Annotated in this window: 10 protein-coding genes; 5 read left to right on the forward strand and 5 right to left on the reverse strand. The window is 62.7% G+C overall.

The annotated features are described in order from the left end of the window. Positions 1–36 precede the first annotated feature (36 nt). Positions 37–4,299 carry a DNA-directed RNA polymerase subunit beta' gene (rpoC, locus tag LZ536_RS11640; protein WP_249848953.1) on the reverse strand — a complete coding sequence of 1,421 codons (4,263 nt, stop codon included), beginning with the start codon at positions 4,297–4,299 and terminating at the stop codon, positions 37–39. A gap of 50 nt (positions 4,300–4,349) precedes the next feature. Next, the gene (rpoB, locus tag LZ536_RS11645) at positions 4,350–8,522 is read right to left on the reverse strand and encodes a DNA-directed RNA polymerase subunit beta (protein ID WP_249848954.1); all 4,173 of its coding nucleotides are present in this window, start codon (positions 8,520–8,522) and stop codon (positions 4,350–4,352) included. A gap of 281 nt (positions 8,523–8,803) precedes the next feature. On the opposite strand from rpoB, the gene LZ536_RS11650 reads away from it, so the two are divergent. Both LZ536_RS11650 and LZ536_RS11655 read left to right on the forward strand, forming a co-directional pair. Further along, positions 8,804–9,154 carry a DOPA 4,5-dioxygenase family protein gene (locus LZ536_RS11650; RefSeq protein WP_249848955.1) on the forward strand — a complete coding sequence of 117 codons (351 nt, stop codon included), beginning with the start codon at positions 8,804–8,806 and terminating at the stop codon, positions 9,152–9,154. A gap of 14 nt (positions 9,155–9,168) precedes the next feature. Further along, on the forward strand, positions 9,169–9,585 hold the full coding sequence (locus tag LZ536_RS11655) for a GFA family protein (protein WP_249848956.1): 417 nt from the start codon (positions 9,169–9,171) through the stop codon (positions 9,583–9,585). Between the two features lie 3 nt (positions 9,586–9,588). Here the strand turns inward: LZ536_RS11655 and LZ536_RS11660 are convergent, their stop codons facing one another. Then, complete coding sequence (locus LZ536_RS11660) at positions 9,589–10,101, reverse strand: hemerythrin domain-containing protein (protein WP_249848957.1); 513 nt, start codon at positions 10,099–10,101, stop codon at positions 9,589–9,591. 98 nt (positions 10,102–10,199) lie between these two features. On the opposite strand from LZ536_RS11660, the gene LZ536_RS11665 reads away from it, so the two are divergent. Continuing rightward, positions 10,200–10,433: a hypothetical protein gene (locus LZ536_RS11665; RefSeq protein WP_249848958.1), complete on the forward strand. Its 234-nt coding sequence runs from the start codon at positions 10,200–10,202 to the stop codon at positions 10,431–10,433. Here LZ536_RS11665 and LZ536_RS11670 read toward each other — a convergent pair whose 3' ends face one another. Both LZ536_RS11670 and LZ536_RS11675 read right to left on the reverse strand, forming a co-directional pair. After that, positions 10,434–11,303: an SDR family oxidoreductase gene (locus LZ536_RS11670; protein WP_249848959.1), complete on the reverse strand. Its 870-nt coding sequence runs from the start codon at positions 11,301–11,303 to the stop codon at positions 10,434–10,436. 50 nt (positions 11,304–11,353) lie between these two features. Next, complete coding sequence (locus tag LZ536_RS11675) at positions 11,354–12,655, reverse strand: serine hydrolase domain-containing protein (protein ID WP_249848960.1); 1,302 nt, start codon at positions 12,653–12,655, stop codon at positions 11,354–11,356. Positions 12,656–12,820: 165 nt separating this feature from the next. Here LZ536_RS11675 and LZ536_RS11680 point away from each other — a divergent pair, with 165 nt between their 5' ends. Continuing rightward, positions 12,821–13,105: a lipopolysaccharide assembly protein LapA domain-containing protein gene (locus LZ536_RS11680; RefSeq protein WP_249848961.1), complete on the forward strand. Its 285-nt coding sequence runs from the start codon at positions 12,821–12,823 to the stop codon at positions 13,103–13,105. Then, a complete protein-coding gene (pyrF, locus tag LZ536_RS11685; protein ID WP_249848962.1) occupies positions 13,102–13,776 on the forward strand; it encodes an orotidine-5'-phosphate decarboxylase in 675 nt (224 codons plus the stop codon). The genes LZ536_RS11680 and pyrF overlap by 4 nt, the downstream gene beginning before the upstream one ends. Positions 13,777–13,832 lie beyond the last annotated feature (56 nt).

A 13,832-nucleotide genomic window follows, 5' to 3' on the forward strand; every position in this document is an offset into this window, starting at 1 on the left:
CCGGCGGGGCTTTTTGTTGGTCGACTCTAACGAGCCTTAGTTGAGGTAGTCCCCGGCATCGGCGTCGGTGCCATTGCCCGAGGGCACGACATCCGCCAGCGGCTCGCTGTTGGTCGCCGCTTCCGGACCCTGGGCCAGCTCGGCCGCATGCTCTTCAGCAGCAGTGTTCGGCAGGATCAGGGCTTCCTGCAGCTTGCGCTGCGCCGCACGGAGCGAGGCATCGCGGCTGGAGGCCGCAACCCGCATCCGGTTCATGCCGGCGCCGGTGCCCGCCGGGATGAGGCGGCCGACAATGACGTTCTCCTTGAGCCCGTTAAGGGTGTCGATCTTGCCCTGCACCGAGGCTTCGGTGAGGACACGGGTCGTCTCCTGGAACGAAGCCGCCGAGATGAAGCTGCGGGTCTGCAGCGACGCCTTGGTGATGCCGAGCAGCACCGGCTTGCCTTCAGCCTTCTTCTGCTTCTTCTCGAGCTTGGCGTTGGCTTCATCCATCTCGTCGCGGTCGACTTGCTCGCCGGCGAGGAGAACGGTGTCGCCGCCATCGGTGATCTCAACCTTTTGCAGCATCTGGCGAACGATCACCTCGATGTGCTTGTCGTTGATCTTCACGCCCTGCAGTCGATAGACTTCCTGGATCTCGGCAACGAGATATTCGGCCAGCGCCTCGACGCCGAGCACTTCCAGGATGTCATGCGGATCCGGCGAACCGCCGACGAGGTTGTCGCCGCGCTTGACGTAATCACCTTCCTGCACGTCGATGACCTTCGACTTCGGCACCAGATATTCGACCTCGGCCGAACCGTCGTCCGGAACGATCGCGATCTTACGCTTCGCCTTATAGTCCTTCTTGAAGGTGACCTTGCCGGACACCTTGGCGATGATCGCATTCTCCTTCGGCTTGCGGGCCTCGAAGAGTTCGGCGACGCGCGGCAGACCGCCGGTGATGTCACGCGTACGCGCGGCTTCACGCGGCATACGGGCGAGCACTTCGCCGGCCTCGACCGTCTGGCCATCGTCGATGGCAACGATCGCACCCGCCGCCAGGCGGTAGACGCCCGCTTCCTTGGCACCTTCACCCGTCAGGGTCAGGCGCGGACGAAGGTCGTCCTTCTTCGACTTGGCAGCGTCCTCGGTGACGACACGCTGGACGATACCGGTGGACTCGTCGGTCTGCTCGGTCATGGTCCGGTTTTCGATCAGGTCCTGGTACTTCACCGTGCCGGCCTTTTCGGTGATGACCGGGCTGAACGAGGGGTCCCATTCAGCGATACGGTCGCCACGACTGACAATGTGACCACTCTCGCAGAGCAGATGCGCACCATAAGGCACGCGGTGCGTCGAGAGTTCGCGCCCGTCCATGTCGAGGATCGCCATTTCGCCCGAGCGCGACAGCGAGATGTGCCGGCCGCGCGGGTCCGTAATCGTCGGCATGTCCCGGAACTCGATGGTGCCGTCGACCGGCGCCTCGAGGTTCGACTGCTCGTTGAGCTGCGCCGCACCGCCGATGTGGAAGGTCCGCATCGTCAGCTGGGTGCCCGGCTCACCGATCGACTGGGCGGCGATGACGCCGACCGCCTCGCCGATGTTCACGGGCGTACCGCGAGCAAGGTCACGGCCATAGCACTTGCCGCACACGCCCTGCTTCGAGGCGCAGACCAAAGGCGAGCGGATCTTCATGCCCTGGAGGCCCAGTTCCTCGATCTTGAGGACCATGGCCTCGTCGAGCAGTGCGCCTTCGGGGATGATGACCTCGTTGGTCTTCGGGTCGAGGATATCCTCGGCCGTGGTCCGGCCCAGAACGCGGTCGCCGAGCGAAGCAATGGTCGCGCCGCCCTGCACGATCGCACGCATTTCCAGCGCGCGGTCGGTGCCGCAATCTTCCTCGATGATGACCGCGTCCTGCGACACGTCGACGAGACGGCGGGTCAGGTAACCCGAGTTCGCCGTCTTGAGCGCCGTGTCGGCCAGGCCCTTGCGGGCGCCGTGGGTCGAGTTGAAGTATTCAAGGACGGTCAGGCCTTCCTTGAAGTTCGAAATGATCGGCGTCTCGATGATCTCGCCCGACGGCTTCGCCATCAGGCCGCGCATGCCGGCCAGCTGCTTGATCTGGGCCTGCGAACCTCGGGCGCCGGAGTGGGCCATCATGTAGATCGAGTTGACCGGAGCCTCGCGGCCGTCGGCCTGCTTCGGCGTCGATGAAATCTCCTTCATCATTGCCGTCGCAACCTGGTCACCGCAACGCGACCAGGCGTCGATCACCTTGTTGTACTTTTCTTGCTGGGTGATCAGGCCGTCCTGATACTGCTGCTCATAATCCTTCACCAGCGCGCGGGTATCATCGACCAGCTTTTCCTTCTCGGCCGGGATGACCATGTCGTCCTTGCCGAAGGAAATGCCGGCACGGAACGCGTGGCGGAAGCCAAGCGCCATGATGGCGTCGGCGAACAGCACCGTCTCTTTCTGGCCGGTGTGGCGATAGACGATGTCGATGACGTCGCCGATTTCCTTCTTGGTCAGCAGGCGGTTGACGGTCTCGAAGGGCACCTTGTGGCTCTTCGGCAGGGTCTCGCCCAGCAGCATGCGGCCGGCGGTCGTCTCGAACCGCTTCATGTAGGTATTGCCTTCCTCGTCCGTCTGCGGGACGCGGCTGGTGATCTTCGAATGAAGGGTCACGGCGCCGGCGGCCAGGGCCTGGTGGACCTCGGTCATGTCGCTGAGGAGCATGCCCTCGCCCGGCTCACCCTCTTTTTCGAGGCTGAGGTAGTAGAGGCCGAGAACCATGTCCTGCGACGGAACGATGATCGGCTTGCCGTTGGCGGGCGACAGGATGTTGTTGGTCGACATCATCAAGACGCGCGCTTCCAGCTGGGCCTCGAGGCTCAGCGGGACGTGCACGGCCATCTGGTCGCCGTCGAAGTCGGCGTTGAAGGCAGCGCAGACCAGCGGGTGAAGCTGGATCGCTTTGCCCTCGATGAGGACCGGCTCGAACGCCTGGATGCCGAGGCGGTGAAGCGTCGGTGCGCGGTTCAGGAGAACCGGATGCTCGCGGATCACCTCGTCGAGGATGTCCCAGACTTCCTTGCGCTCTTTCTCGACCCACTTCTTCGCCTGCTTCAGCGTCATGCTGAGGCCCTTGGCGTCGAGGCGCGAGTAGATGAACGGCTTGAACAGCTCGAGCGCCATCTTCTTCGGCAAGCCGCACTGGTGGAGCTTGAGCTCCGGACCGGTGACGATGACCGAACGGCCCGAATAGTCGACGCGCTTGCCGAGCAGGTTCTGGCGGAAGCGGCCCTGCTTGCCCTTGAGCATGTCGGACAGCGACTTCAGCGGACGCTTGTTGGCCCCGGTGATCGTGCGGCCGCGACGGCCGTTATCGAACAAAGCATCAACGGCTTCCTGAAGCATGCGCTTTTCGTTGCGGACGATGATGTCCGGAGCGCGCAGCTCCATCAGGCGCTTCAGGCGGTTGTTACGGTTGATGACACGGCGATAGAGGTCATTGAGGTCCGACGTCGCGAAGCGACCACCGTCCAGCGGCACCAGCGGGCGCAGCTCGGGCGGGATGACCGGAACGACGTCCAGGATCATCCATTCCGGGCGGTTGCCGGAATCGATGAAGCTCTCGACGACCTTCAGGCGCTTGATGATCTTCTTGGGCTTCAGCTCCGACTTCGTCTCGGCCAGCTCCTTGAGAAGCTCTTCCTTCTCGCCGACCAGGTCGAGGTCCATCAGCATCTGCTTGACGGCCTCGGCGCCGATGCCGGCGGAGAAGGCGTCCTCGCCATATTCGTCCTGCGCCTGCAGGAGCTCGTCCTCGGTGAGGAGCTGATACTTCTCAAGGGGGGTCAGGCCCGGCTCGATGACAACATAGGACTCGAAATAGAGGATGCGCTCCAGCTGCTTCAGCTGCATGTCGAGCAGCAGGCCAATGCGGCTCGGCAGCGACTTCAGGAACCAGATGTGGGCAACCGGGGCGGCCAGCTCGATGTGGCCCATGCGCTCGCGGCGGACCTTGGAAACGGTCACCTCGACGCCGCACTTCTCGCACACGATGCCCTTGTACTTCATGCGCTTGTACTTGCCGCACAGGCACTCATAGTCCTTGATCGGACCGAAGATGCGCGCGCAGAACAGGCCGTCACGCTCCGGCTTGAACGTGCGGTAGTTGATCGTCTCCGGCTTCTTGATCTCGCCGAAGGACCAGCTGCGGATCTTGTCCGGGGAGGCAATGCCGATCCGGATCTGGTCGAACGTCTCCGGCTTGGCGACCGGGTTGGCGAAGTTGGTCAGTTCGTTCATCTCAAACTCCTGCCCTCTCCCTGTGAGGAGAGGGCGTAAGTGGTATCTGGTTATTCGGCGGCGATGGCGGTGGGTTCGTCGTCCTCGCTCTCGATGGAATCGAGTTCAACGCTGAGACCCAGGCTGCGCATTTCCTTGACGAGCACGTTGAAGCTCTCGGGAATGCCGGCCTCGAACGTGTCGTCGCCCTTGACGATCGCCTCATAGACCTTGGTGCGGCCGATGACGTCGTCCGACTTCACGGTCAGCATTTCCTGCAGCGTGTAGGCGGCGCCGTAGGCCTGGAGGGCCCAGACTTCCATTTCGCCGAAACGCTGACCGCCGAACTGCGCCTTGCCGCCTAGCGGCTGCTGGGTGACGAGGCTGTACGGACCGATCGAACGCGCGTGGATCTTGTCGTCCACGAGATGGTGCAGCTTCAGCATGTAGATGATGCCGAGCGTCACCTTGCGGTCGAACGGCTCGCCGGTGCGGCCATCGTAAAGCGTCGACTGGCCCGAAGTGTCGATGCCGGCCTTGGTCAGCATGTCGGACACATCGCCTTCGCGGGCGCCGTCGAACACCGGAGTGCCCATCGGGATGCCGCCGACGAGGTTGCTGGCCATCTCCATGATGTCATCGTCGCTGCGCGCGTCGATGTCCTTGGCATAGCCGTCGCCATAGACGTCCTTCAGCTTGGCGCGGACTTCCTTGATGTCCTTGCCGGCAAGCTCACCGCCCTTGGCGTGCATGCCTTCCAGCATCTCGCCGATCTGACGGCCGAGGCCGCGGGCGGCCCAGCCGAGGTGGGTTTCGAAGATCTGGCCGACGTTCATGCGCGAAGGCACGCCCAACGGGTTCAAAACGATGTCGGCATGCGTCCCGTCTTCGAGGAACGGCATGTCCTCGATCGGCAGGATGCGGCTGATGACGCCCTTGTTGCCGTGACGGCCGGCCATCTTGTCGCCGGGCTGCAGCTTGCGCTTCACCGCGACGAAGACCTTGACCATCTTCAGCACGCCCGGCGGCAGCTCGTCGCCGCGCTCGAGCTTCTCGACGCGGTCCTCGAACTTGCGATTGATGACCGCGGCGGCCTCGTCATACTGGGCCTTGAGGGCCTCGAGGTCGGCCTGACGCTTGTCGTCCTTGACGGCGATCTTCCACCAGTCGTGACGCTCGGCGGCGTCCAGCGTCGCTTCGTCCAGGGTCGCGCCCTTCTTGATGCCCTTCGGAACGGCGGTCGCCGTCTGCTTCAGGAGCATTTCCTTGAGGCGGGCGAAGGTGGCGCGGTTGAGGATGCCGCGCTCGTCGTCAGCGTCCTTCTTCAGGCGCTCCTTCTCTTCCGTCTGGATGGCGCGGGTACGGTCGTCGATGTCGATGCCGTGACGGTTGAAGACGCGGACCTCGACCACGGTTCCGGAAACGCCCGGCGGCAGGCGAAGCGAGGTGTCGCGAACGTCGCTGGCCTTTTCGCCGAAGATGGCGCGGAGGAGCTTCTCTTCCGGTGTCATCGGGCTTTCGCCCTTCGGCGTGATCTTGCCGCACAGGATGTCGCCCGGCTCGACCTCGGCACCGATATAAACGATGCCGGCCTCGTCGAGGTTGCGCAGCGCCTCCTCACCGACGTTCGGGATGTCGCGGGTGATGTCTTCCGGCCCGAGCTTGGTATCGCGGGCCATGACCTCGAACTCTTCGATGTGGATCGAGGTAAAGACGTCGTCCTTCACGATCCGCTCGGAGATCAGGATCGAGTCCTCGTAGTTGTAGCCGTTCCACGGCATGAACGCGACGAGGACGTTGCGGCCCAGCGCCAGCTCGCCGAACTGCGTCGACGGACCGTCGGCGATAATCTCGCCGGCCTCGACCGTGTCACCGACCTTCACCAGCGGGCGCTGGTTGATGCAGGTGTTCTGGTTCGAGCGTTGGAACTTCATCAGCGTGTAGATGTCGACGCCCGATTCACCAGCGCGGAGTTCGCCGGTGACGCGTACGACGATGCGGGTCGCATCGACCTGGTCGACGATACCCGAGCGGCGTGCAGCGATGGCAGCGCCGGAATCGCGAGCGACCGTCTCTTCCATGCCGGTGCCGACCAGCGGCGCGTCAGCCTGCAGCAAGGGCACGGCCTGGCGCTGCATGTTCGAGCCCATTAGGGCGCGGTTGGCGTCGTCGTTTTCGAGGAACGGGATCAGCGAGGCAGCCACCGAAACCAGCTGCTTCGGCGAGACGTCCATCAACGTGATCTGGTCGCGCGGTGCCATCAGGAAGTCGCCGGCACGGCGGGCCGAGATGATGTCCTCGGCAAAGCCGCCCTTGGCGTCGAGCTCAGCGTTCGCCTGCGCGATCGTGTGCTTGGCTTCTTCCATCGCCGACAAATAGACGACCTCGTTGGTCACCTTCTGGTCGACGACTTTGCGGTACGGGGTCTCGATGAAACCGTACTTGTTGACGCGGCTGAAGCTGGCGAGCGAGTTGATGAGGCCGATGTTCGGGCCTTCCGGGGTCTCGATCGGGCAGATGCGGCCATAGTGCGTCGGGTGAACGTCGCGGACTTCGAAGCCGGCGCGCTCACGGGTGAGGCCGCCCGGCCCAAGCGCCGAAACGCGGCGCTTGTGGGTGACTTCCGACAGCGGGTTGGTCTGGTCCATGAACTGCGACAGCTGCGACGAACCGAAGAACTCGCGCACCGCTGCGACCGCCGGCTTGGCGTTGATGAGGTCGTTCGGCATGACCGTCGACACATCGACACTGCTCATGCGCTCCTTCACCGCGCGCTCCATACGCAGTAGGCCGACGCGATACTGGTTCTCCAGCAGCTCGCCGACCGAACGGACGCGGCGATTGGCAAGGTTGTCGATGTCGTCGATCTCGCCCTTGCCGTCCTTGAGGTTCACCAGCTCCTGCACGACCGCCAGGATATCCTCGCGGCGCAGCGTGGTGACGGTATCCTCTGCATCGAGGCCCAAGCGCATGTTGAGCTTGACGCGGCCGACGGCCGACAAATCGTAGCGCTCGGAATCGAAGAACAGGCCATAGAAGAGCGCGTCCGCGGTTTCGCGGGTCGGCGGCTCGCCGGGGCGCATGACGCGGTAGATGTCGGACAAAGCGCTGTCGCCATCTTCGGACTTGTCCGCCTTCAAGGTGTTGCGGATCCAAGGGCCTGTGTTGACATAGTCGATGTCGAGCAGTTCGAGGCGGTCGACACCGGCCTTGTCGAGCTTCTCGAGGTTCTCGGGGCTGACCTCGTCGCCGGCCTCGATGTAGATCTCGCCGGTCTTCTCGTTGATGAGGTCATAGGCCGAGAAACGGCCGAAGATTTCCTCGGTCGGGATGATGACGTTCTTGAGTCCATCCTTGGCGGCGGCATTCGCCTTGCGCGGGGTGATCTTCTCGTGGCCCTTGAAGATGACCTCGCCGCTATCGGCGTCGACAACGTCGTGGGTCGGCTTCTGGCCGCGCCAGCTCTCTGACGAATAGGGAATCTGCCAACCGTTCTTGCCGCGGACGTAGGTCACGCGGTTGTAGAAGGTGTTGAGGATTTCCTCGCTCGACAGACCGAGCGCGTGCAGCAGCGCCGTCACCGGCAGCTTGCGCTTGCGGTCGATGCGGACGTTGACGATGTCCTTGGCGTCGAACTCGAAGTCCAGCCAGCTGCCGCGGTACGGAATGACGCGAGCGGCGAAGAGGTACTTGCCGCTGGCGTGGGTCTTGCCGCGGTCATGGTCGAACAACACACCCGGGCTGCGGTGCATCTGGGAAACGATGACGCGCTCGGTGCCGTTGATGATGAAAGTGCCGTTCATGGTCATGAGCGGCATGTCGCCCATGTAAACGTCCTGCTCCTTAATATCGATGACCGACTTGGCTTCCGTGTCAGGATCGATTTCGAAGCTGGTCAGGCGCAAGGTCACGCGCATCGGAGCGGCATAGGTCAGGCCGCGCTGGCGGCACTCGTCGGTGTCGTACTTTGGCGGCTCGAGCTCGTAGCGGTCGAAGTCGAGATGCGCCGTGCCGGCGAAGTCGACGATAGGGAAGACCGAACGGAGCGTCTTCTCCAGGCCCGATACATAGCCAATGGCCGGGTCGGAGCGGAGGAACTGCTCATAGCTTTCACGCTGAACCTCGATGAGGTTCGGCATGTCGCTGATTTCGTGGATGTTACCGAAAATCTTGCGGATACGCCGCTGGTTGGTCTTCGTCCCCGCCTTGGCCTTGCGGGGTGCGTCGATCGCCTTGGTCGCCATGTATATTCCCTGCGCTCTGGACGCGCGCCATCGCGGCGCTGTCCGTCTGATGTCGGGCGCTTCTTCCCGGTGATCCCCTCCATTCGTTCGATCTGTTGCGCGGTCAGATCGTGGCCCGGAGAGGCAGGAAAAGCCCCGGGCGCACGTCACCGTGCGGCGGAGCCGATATGTGTTGGATAGGGCCGATATAGTCCTATTCCTCGCTGGCGCAAGAGGCGGGTACAGATTCGTTCCCTCTTGCGCGCCGGTGACCGCAGTCCGATGTCGGCCTTGGAGGCGATATGACCGCGAATCCCATCCAGAATTTTCACGCCCACATCTATTTCAATCCGGATCAGCTGGAAGCCGCCCAGACGCTCGGAGCGGCCGCCCGAGAGCGTTTCAGTGTGCCCGTCGGTCATTACCATTTGCATCCCGTCGGGCCCCACCCTCGAGGCTCGTGCCAGCTGACCGTTCCGCCCGAGATCTTCGGCGAGTTCGCCCAATGGATGGTCCTGAATCGCGGCGGCCTCACGATTTTCGCCCATGCCACCACGGGCGACGATCTTTCCGACCATACCCGCAATGTCATTTGGTTCGGACAGAGCGAGCGGCTCGATTTGTCGATCTTCGGCGTTGAGGAGCAAATTTAGGGAGAGAGGGGCTTATGGCCGAGCAGACCCAGAACGGTTCATGTCATTGCGGCGCCGTCCGCTACTCCGTCGACATCGACCTGGCGAAAGGCACCTTGCGTTGCAATTGTTCTCTATGCCGCAAGACGCGCGCCTGGTTCGCCTTTGCCCCGGCCGAGAATTTCCGGCTCGACATGGGGCAGGACAAGCTGACGAACTATCGCTGGACGCCCGAAGGCAGGGAACAACCCAATCTCACTTACCATAGCTGCGCGGCCTGCGGTGTCCGCACCCATGCCGAGGGTCAGGGGCCGAACGGTCCGACTGTCGCCATCCAGGTCGCGACAATCAACGGGCTGGATCGCGACCTGCTCGCCACCGGCATTCGCTACGTTGACGGGCTGCACGACGATTTTAAGCATCCGCCGAGCGAGGACATTCGCGGGCTCTAAATCCTAAATACTTGTTTCCTCGAGCGTCTTAAGCTCAGGGGTTGGCAGGCCGTTGGCTTCGATCTGGCCCCGCAACTCCTGTTTTCGGGCCGTCAGCTGCTCACCCAATGAGTCCATGTCGAGGCCCGCCTTTTTTGCCTGCGCGAATAGGCCTTCAAGGCGCTTCTCTTCTTCCTGGACGTGGTGCTCAATCTCTTCCTTCAAAACCTTGACCTTGGAGTCATAGAATTCGTCACTTGGCTCGCCGGCGCTGATCTCGGCGATCAGAACCTTTGCAGCGTCGTGCTCCACATAGGATTCCTTGAGCAAATCCTCGTCGACCTTGCCCTCGCAGGCCGGATAGAAAATCTCTTCCTCGATCTGCGCGTGGATCGACAGTTCGGTGCAGATTTGCAGGGCCAGCTTTTGCTTGCGACCTTCGCCAGTCGCTTTCTCGAACTGCTCGAACAGGTCCTCGACCTTGCGATGATCTGCCTTCAGAAGCGCGACCGCATCCTGAGCTTTCGTTTCCGCCATTTACGCCTCCACAAATTTGGTTCGCGGCGACAACGTGGGCGCATGGCACCAGTTCCGGCGACGCGCGTATTGTCAGCGAATTGTCACGGGAGCTTGGCGTGGACCTGAAGGCCCTCGGTTATCTCATCTCGACCGTCAGCGTCATATTGCTGGGTATCGTCGCCTGGCCAAAGCCCGACGAGCCGCAATGGAAGGCGGTCCTGGTCGCCATCGGGATGCTGACGTCGATCGGCGGAATGGGCTTCCGCTGGCTGTCTCATCGGAAGGAAAAGGCCGTGATTGCCTACGCCCGGCGCGAGTCGGAGCGCGCCAAGTCGGAAGGCAAGGCCTGATCAGCCGTTGACGATGATCCCCCCGTTGGGGTGCAGGACCTGCCCGCTCATGTAGCTGGAGTCCTCGCAGGCCAGGAACAGGAAGCTGGGCGCGACCTCATTCGGCTGACCTGGCCGTCCCATAGGCGTCGACTTGCCGAAATCCTTGAGCTCTTCGGGTGGCTTGCCGCCTGAGGGATTGAGCGGAGTCCAGATCGGACCCGGCGCAACTGCATTCACGCGGATGCCGTCGCCGACCAGGTTTTCCGACAGGGACCTGGTGAACGCCGTGATGGCGCCTTTGGTCGAGCTGTAATCCAGCAGCGCCTTGCTGCCCTGGTACATGGTCACCGACGTCGTGTTGATGATCGCGCTTCCCTTCTTGAGGTGCGGCCGAGCCGACTGGACCAAGTAGAACATGCTGAAGATGTTGCTCTGGAAGGTCCGGCGGAGCTGGTCGTCGGTGATGTCGCGCACATCCTTATCCGGGTGCTGCTCGCCGGCGTTGTTGACGAGGATGTCGATCTTCCCGAATTCATCGACGACCTTTTGGATCGACTGTTCGCAGACTTGCGGATCGCCAAGGTCGCCGGGGATCGCGATCGCGCGGCTGCCCTCGCCTTCGACGATGCTCTTTGTCTTTGCCGCGTCATCATGCTCACACAAATAGAGGATAGCGATGTCGGCACCTTCCCGGGCGAACAATGCGGCGACGGCGCGGCCGATACCGCTGTCAGCACCGGTGACAACGGCCACCTTGCCTTTTAGGCGATCCGAACCTTTGTACCTCGGCTCCCAGTCAGGCTTCGGTTCGAGCCGACTTTCATGACCGGGCAGGTCATCCTCGTGGATCATGGGTTCCACCGTGTCGGCTTCGTCGGCTTGGGTCATGGCGGGAATCTCCTTGCCCACCCAACCCGCCGACGAACCGGGCGTTCCGCTTAGCCTCGCCGCCTGTCGCCGCTGTCGCCCGAACTGACCTGATCATCGGCATCGGGCACCGGCGCACCCGAACTGTCGACTTCCATCCAGTCCCGGAATGGCAGGTGATAGAGCATGTCCATTACTTCGAACTCCAAGCCGCCCGGCTGGCTGGTGTTGCTGTTCCACAAGGCGACGACGCCGCTCTTCAGCTTCGGATCGAACAGGATCAACGATCGGTATCCATTCACACCGCCGCGGTGGCCGACGATATGATGCCCTGCGTAATCGTAGCTGCGCCAGCCGTAGCCGTAATAGGGATCGCGCACGCGTTCGGCGAACTTGCGCAGCCGGCCACGCTCTCCGGGCGTCGAAACCAGCGGTGCATGGATCGTATTCAAAACGCGGGGGCTGAGGACATCCGGCATCTCGCCCATTTGCGCGATCATCCACAGCGCCATGTCCTTGATGTTGCTGTTGACGCCGCCGGCTGCCGGGACCTTGTAATAGGCATCGCTGACTTCCAGCGGACGCCGGCCGACACTGTGTGGACGGGCCCAACTCTTCGAGTTTTCCAGCCCTTCCTTGGTGACACTGGCGGAGGTCATGCCAATCGGCGCGAAAAGCTGCTCGCGCACTTCCTCCTGATAAGGCTTGCCGGTGACCCGGGAGATCACTTCGCTCGATGTGTCATAGGCGACGTTTTGGTAGCTCCAGCAGCTATGCGGGGCGCACACCGAAGAAAGGGTCGCCAGCGATTGGCGGATCAGGTGCGGGTCCTCGCCGGCTTCAAGCTTGTCGTCCCACGCATTGCGATAAATGCCGAGCCGATGGCTAAGCACGTCCCCCAGCGTCGCCACCCGCTCATTGCCGCCGGGTAGCCTGAGACTCGTATTGTAAGTGGCGATCGGCGCGTCGAGATTGACCTTGCCTTGCTCGGCAAGCTTGGCCGTCATGGTCGCGGCAACGCCCTTAGACACTGATGCCCACCGGAAAACCGTCTGTGGCGTCACGGGATCGCCGGACCCCTCCACGGTTTCACCGTAGCCGTGAAGGAAAGTAATCCGGCCGTTCTCGACGATCCCGATGGCCAGCCCGACCATGGTCGGCTTTTCGACGAGGCGTTTCAGGCGGGAATCGAGCAGCGCATAATCGACGTCGCGGCGGGATGAAGTCGAAAGGGTGGCGAGTCGCAGATTGGCCGCGGATACTTGCTTCTGGCCGGATTTCCCGTGCCACCCGGTCCCGCCAGTGCTTGCAACCGCCAGTGCGCCGACCACGAGCGCGAACGCGGCGATCCCAATCTTGAATTGTCGTTCCAAATCCTCGCCTTCCTCCGCCCCCGGCGGGTGTGGCTGCTGGGCGGCGGCGGCTCAATCGTCAAGAGAGTCGGCTGCGCCGAACCGAAGTCCGCGCACGACGAATGACTCGCAGCCTAGCCTTCCGTTTCGCGCTCAACTAATGACGCCCCAGCGAAAGGGGAGCGAATGCAATTCCTGCGGACCCTGTTCTGGGTGGTGATCGCCGCCTTCGTTGCGATCATCGCGAGCAACAACTGGAGCGACATTACGCTCAACCTGTGGGGGAACCTCCAGGCCGACATCAAGATTCCGGTGCTTCTGCTGATCACCTTTACCGCCGGTTTCCTGCCGACCTGGCTCATCATGCGCGGCAAGCTTTGGCGGGTCAGGCGACGGCTGTCCCAAGAAGAAGTAAAGGCGGTACCGGCCGCTCCCACGGCAACGCCTCCACCGGAGGAGGATGGGCTATGAGCAGCCCGATCTTCGTCGCCATCGACACCCCCGATCTCGAACGAGCGAGGGGCCTGGCAAAGGCGATCAAACGCCATGCCGGCGGCATCAAGCTTGGCCTCGAGTTCTTCGCCGCAAACGGACCGGCCGGCGTCGCCGAGATTGCCCATCTTGGCCTGCCGATATTCCTTGATTTGAAGCTGCACGACATTCCAAACACGGTCGCCAAGGCGGTACAGGCGCTGCGCTATCTGGAGCCGGCCGTCCTAACGGTTCATGGCGCCGGCGGACAGGCGATGCTGGAAGAAGCAAAGGCCGCTGCTCCCGCTGCGACGAGGGTGGTAGCGGTCACTGTCCTGACGAGCCTCGACGAGGACGATCTTGCCGCCACAGGGGTCAACGGATCGCCACACGATCAGGTCGAGCGTCTGGCGAGGCTCGCCAAGTCTGCCGGCCTCGACGGCATTGTCTGCTCCGGCAACGAAGTGAAGGCCGCACGCAGTGGCTGGGGCAGCGGCTTCTTCGTCGTTCCCGGCATTCGCCCTGTCGAAGGCAGTAGCGCCGACCAGAAAAGGGTGATGACGCCGCGCAAGGCCATGGACGCCGGGGCATCGATCCTGGTCATTGGTCGGCCCGTGACAGCGGCCGTCGACCCCGATGAAGCGCTAAGGGCGATCGCCGCAACGCTTTAGTGGACAATCGGACCGCCCAAGCGTTACGCGCCGGTCAAGATTTCGAATTGAGGACG

Source organism: Sphingomonas alba (assembly GCF_023516555.1).
In the GTDB taxonomy this organism is placed as follows: domain Bacteria; phylum Pseudomonadota; class Alphaproteobacteria; order Sphingomonadales; family Sphingomonadaceae; genus Sphingomicrobium; species Sphingomicrobium album.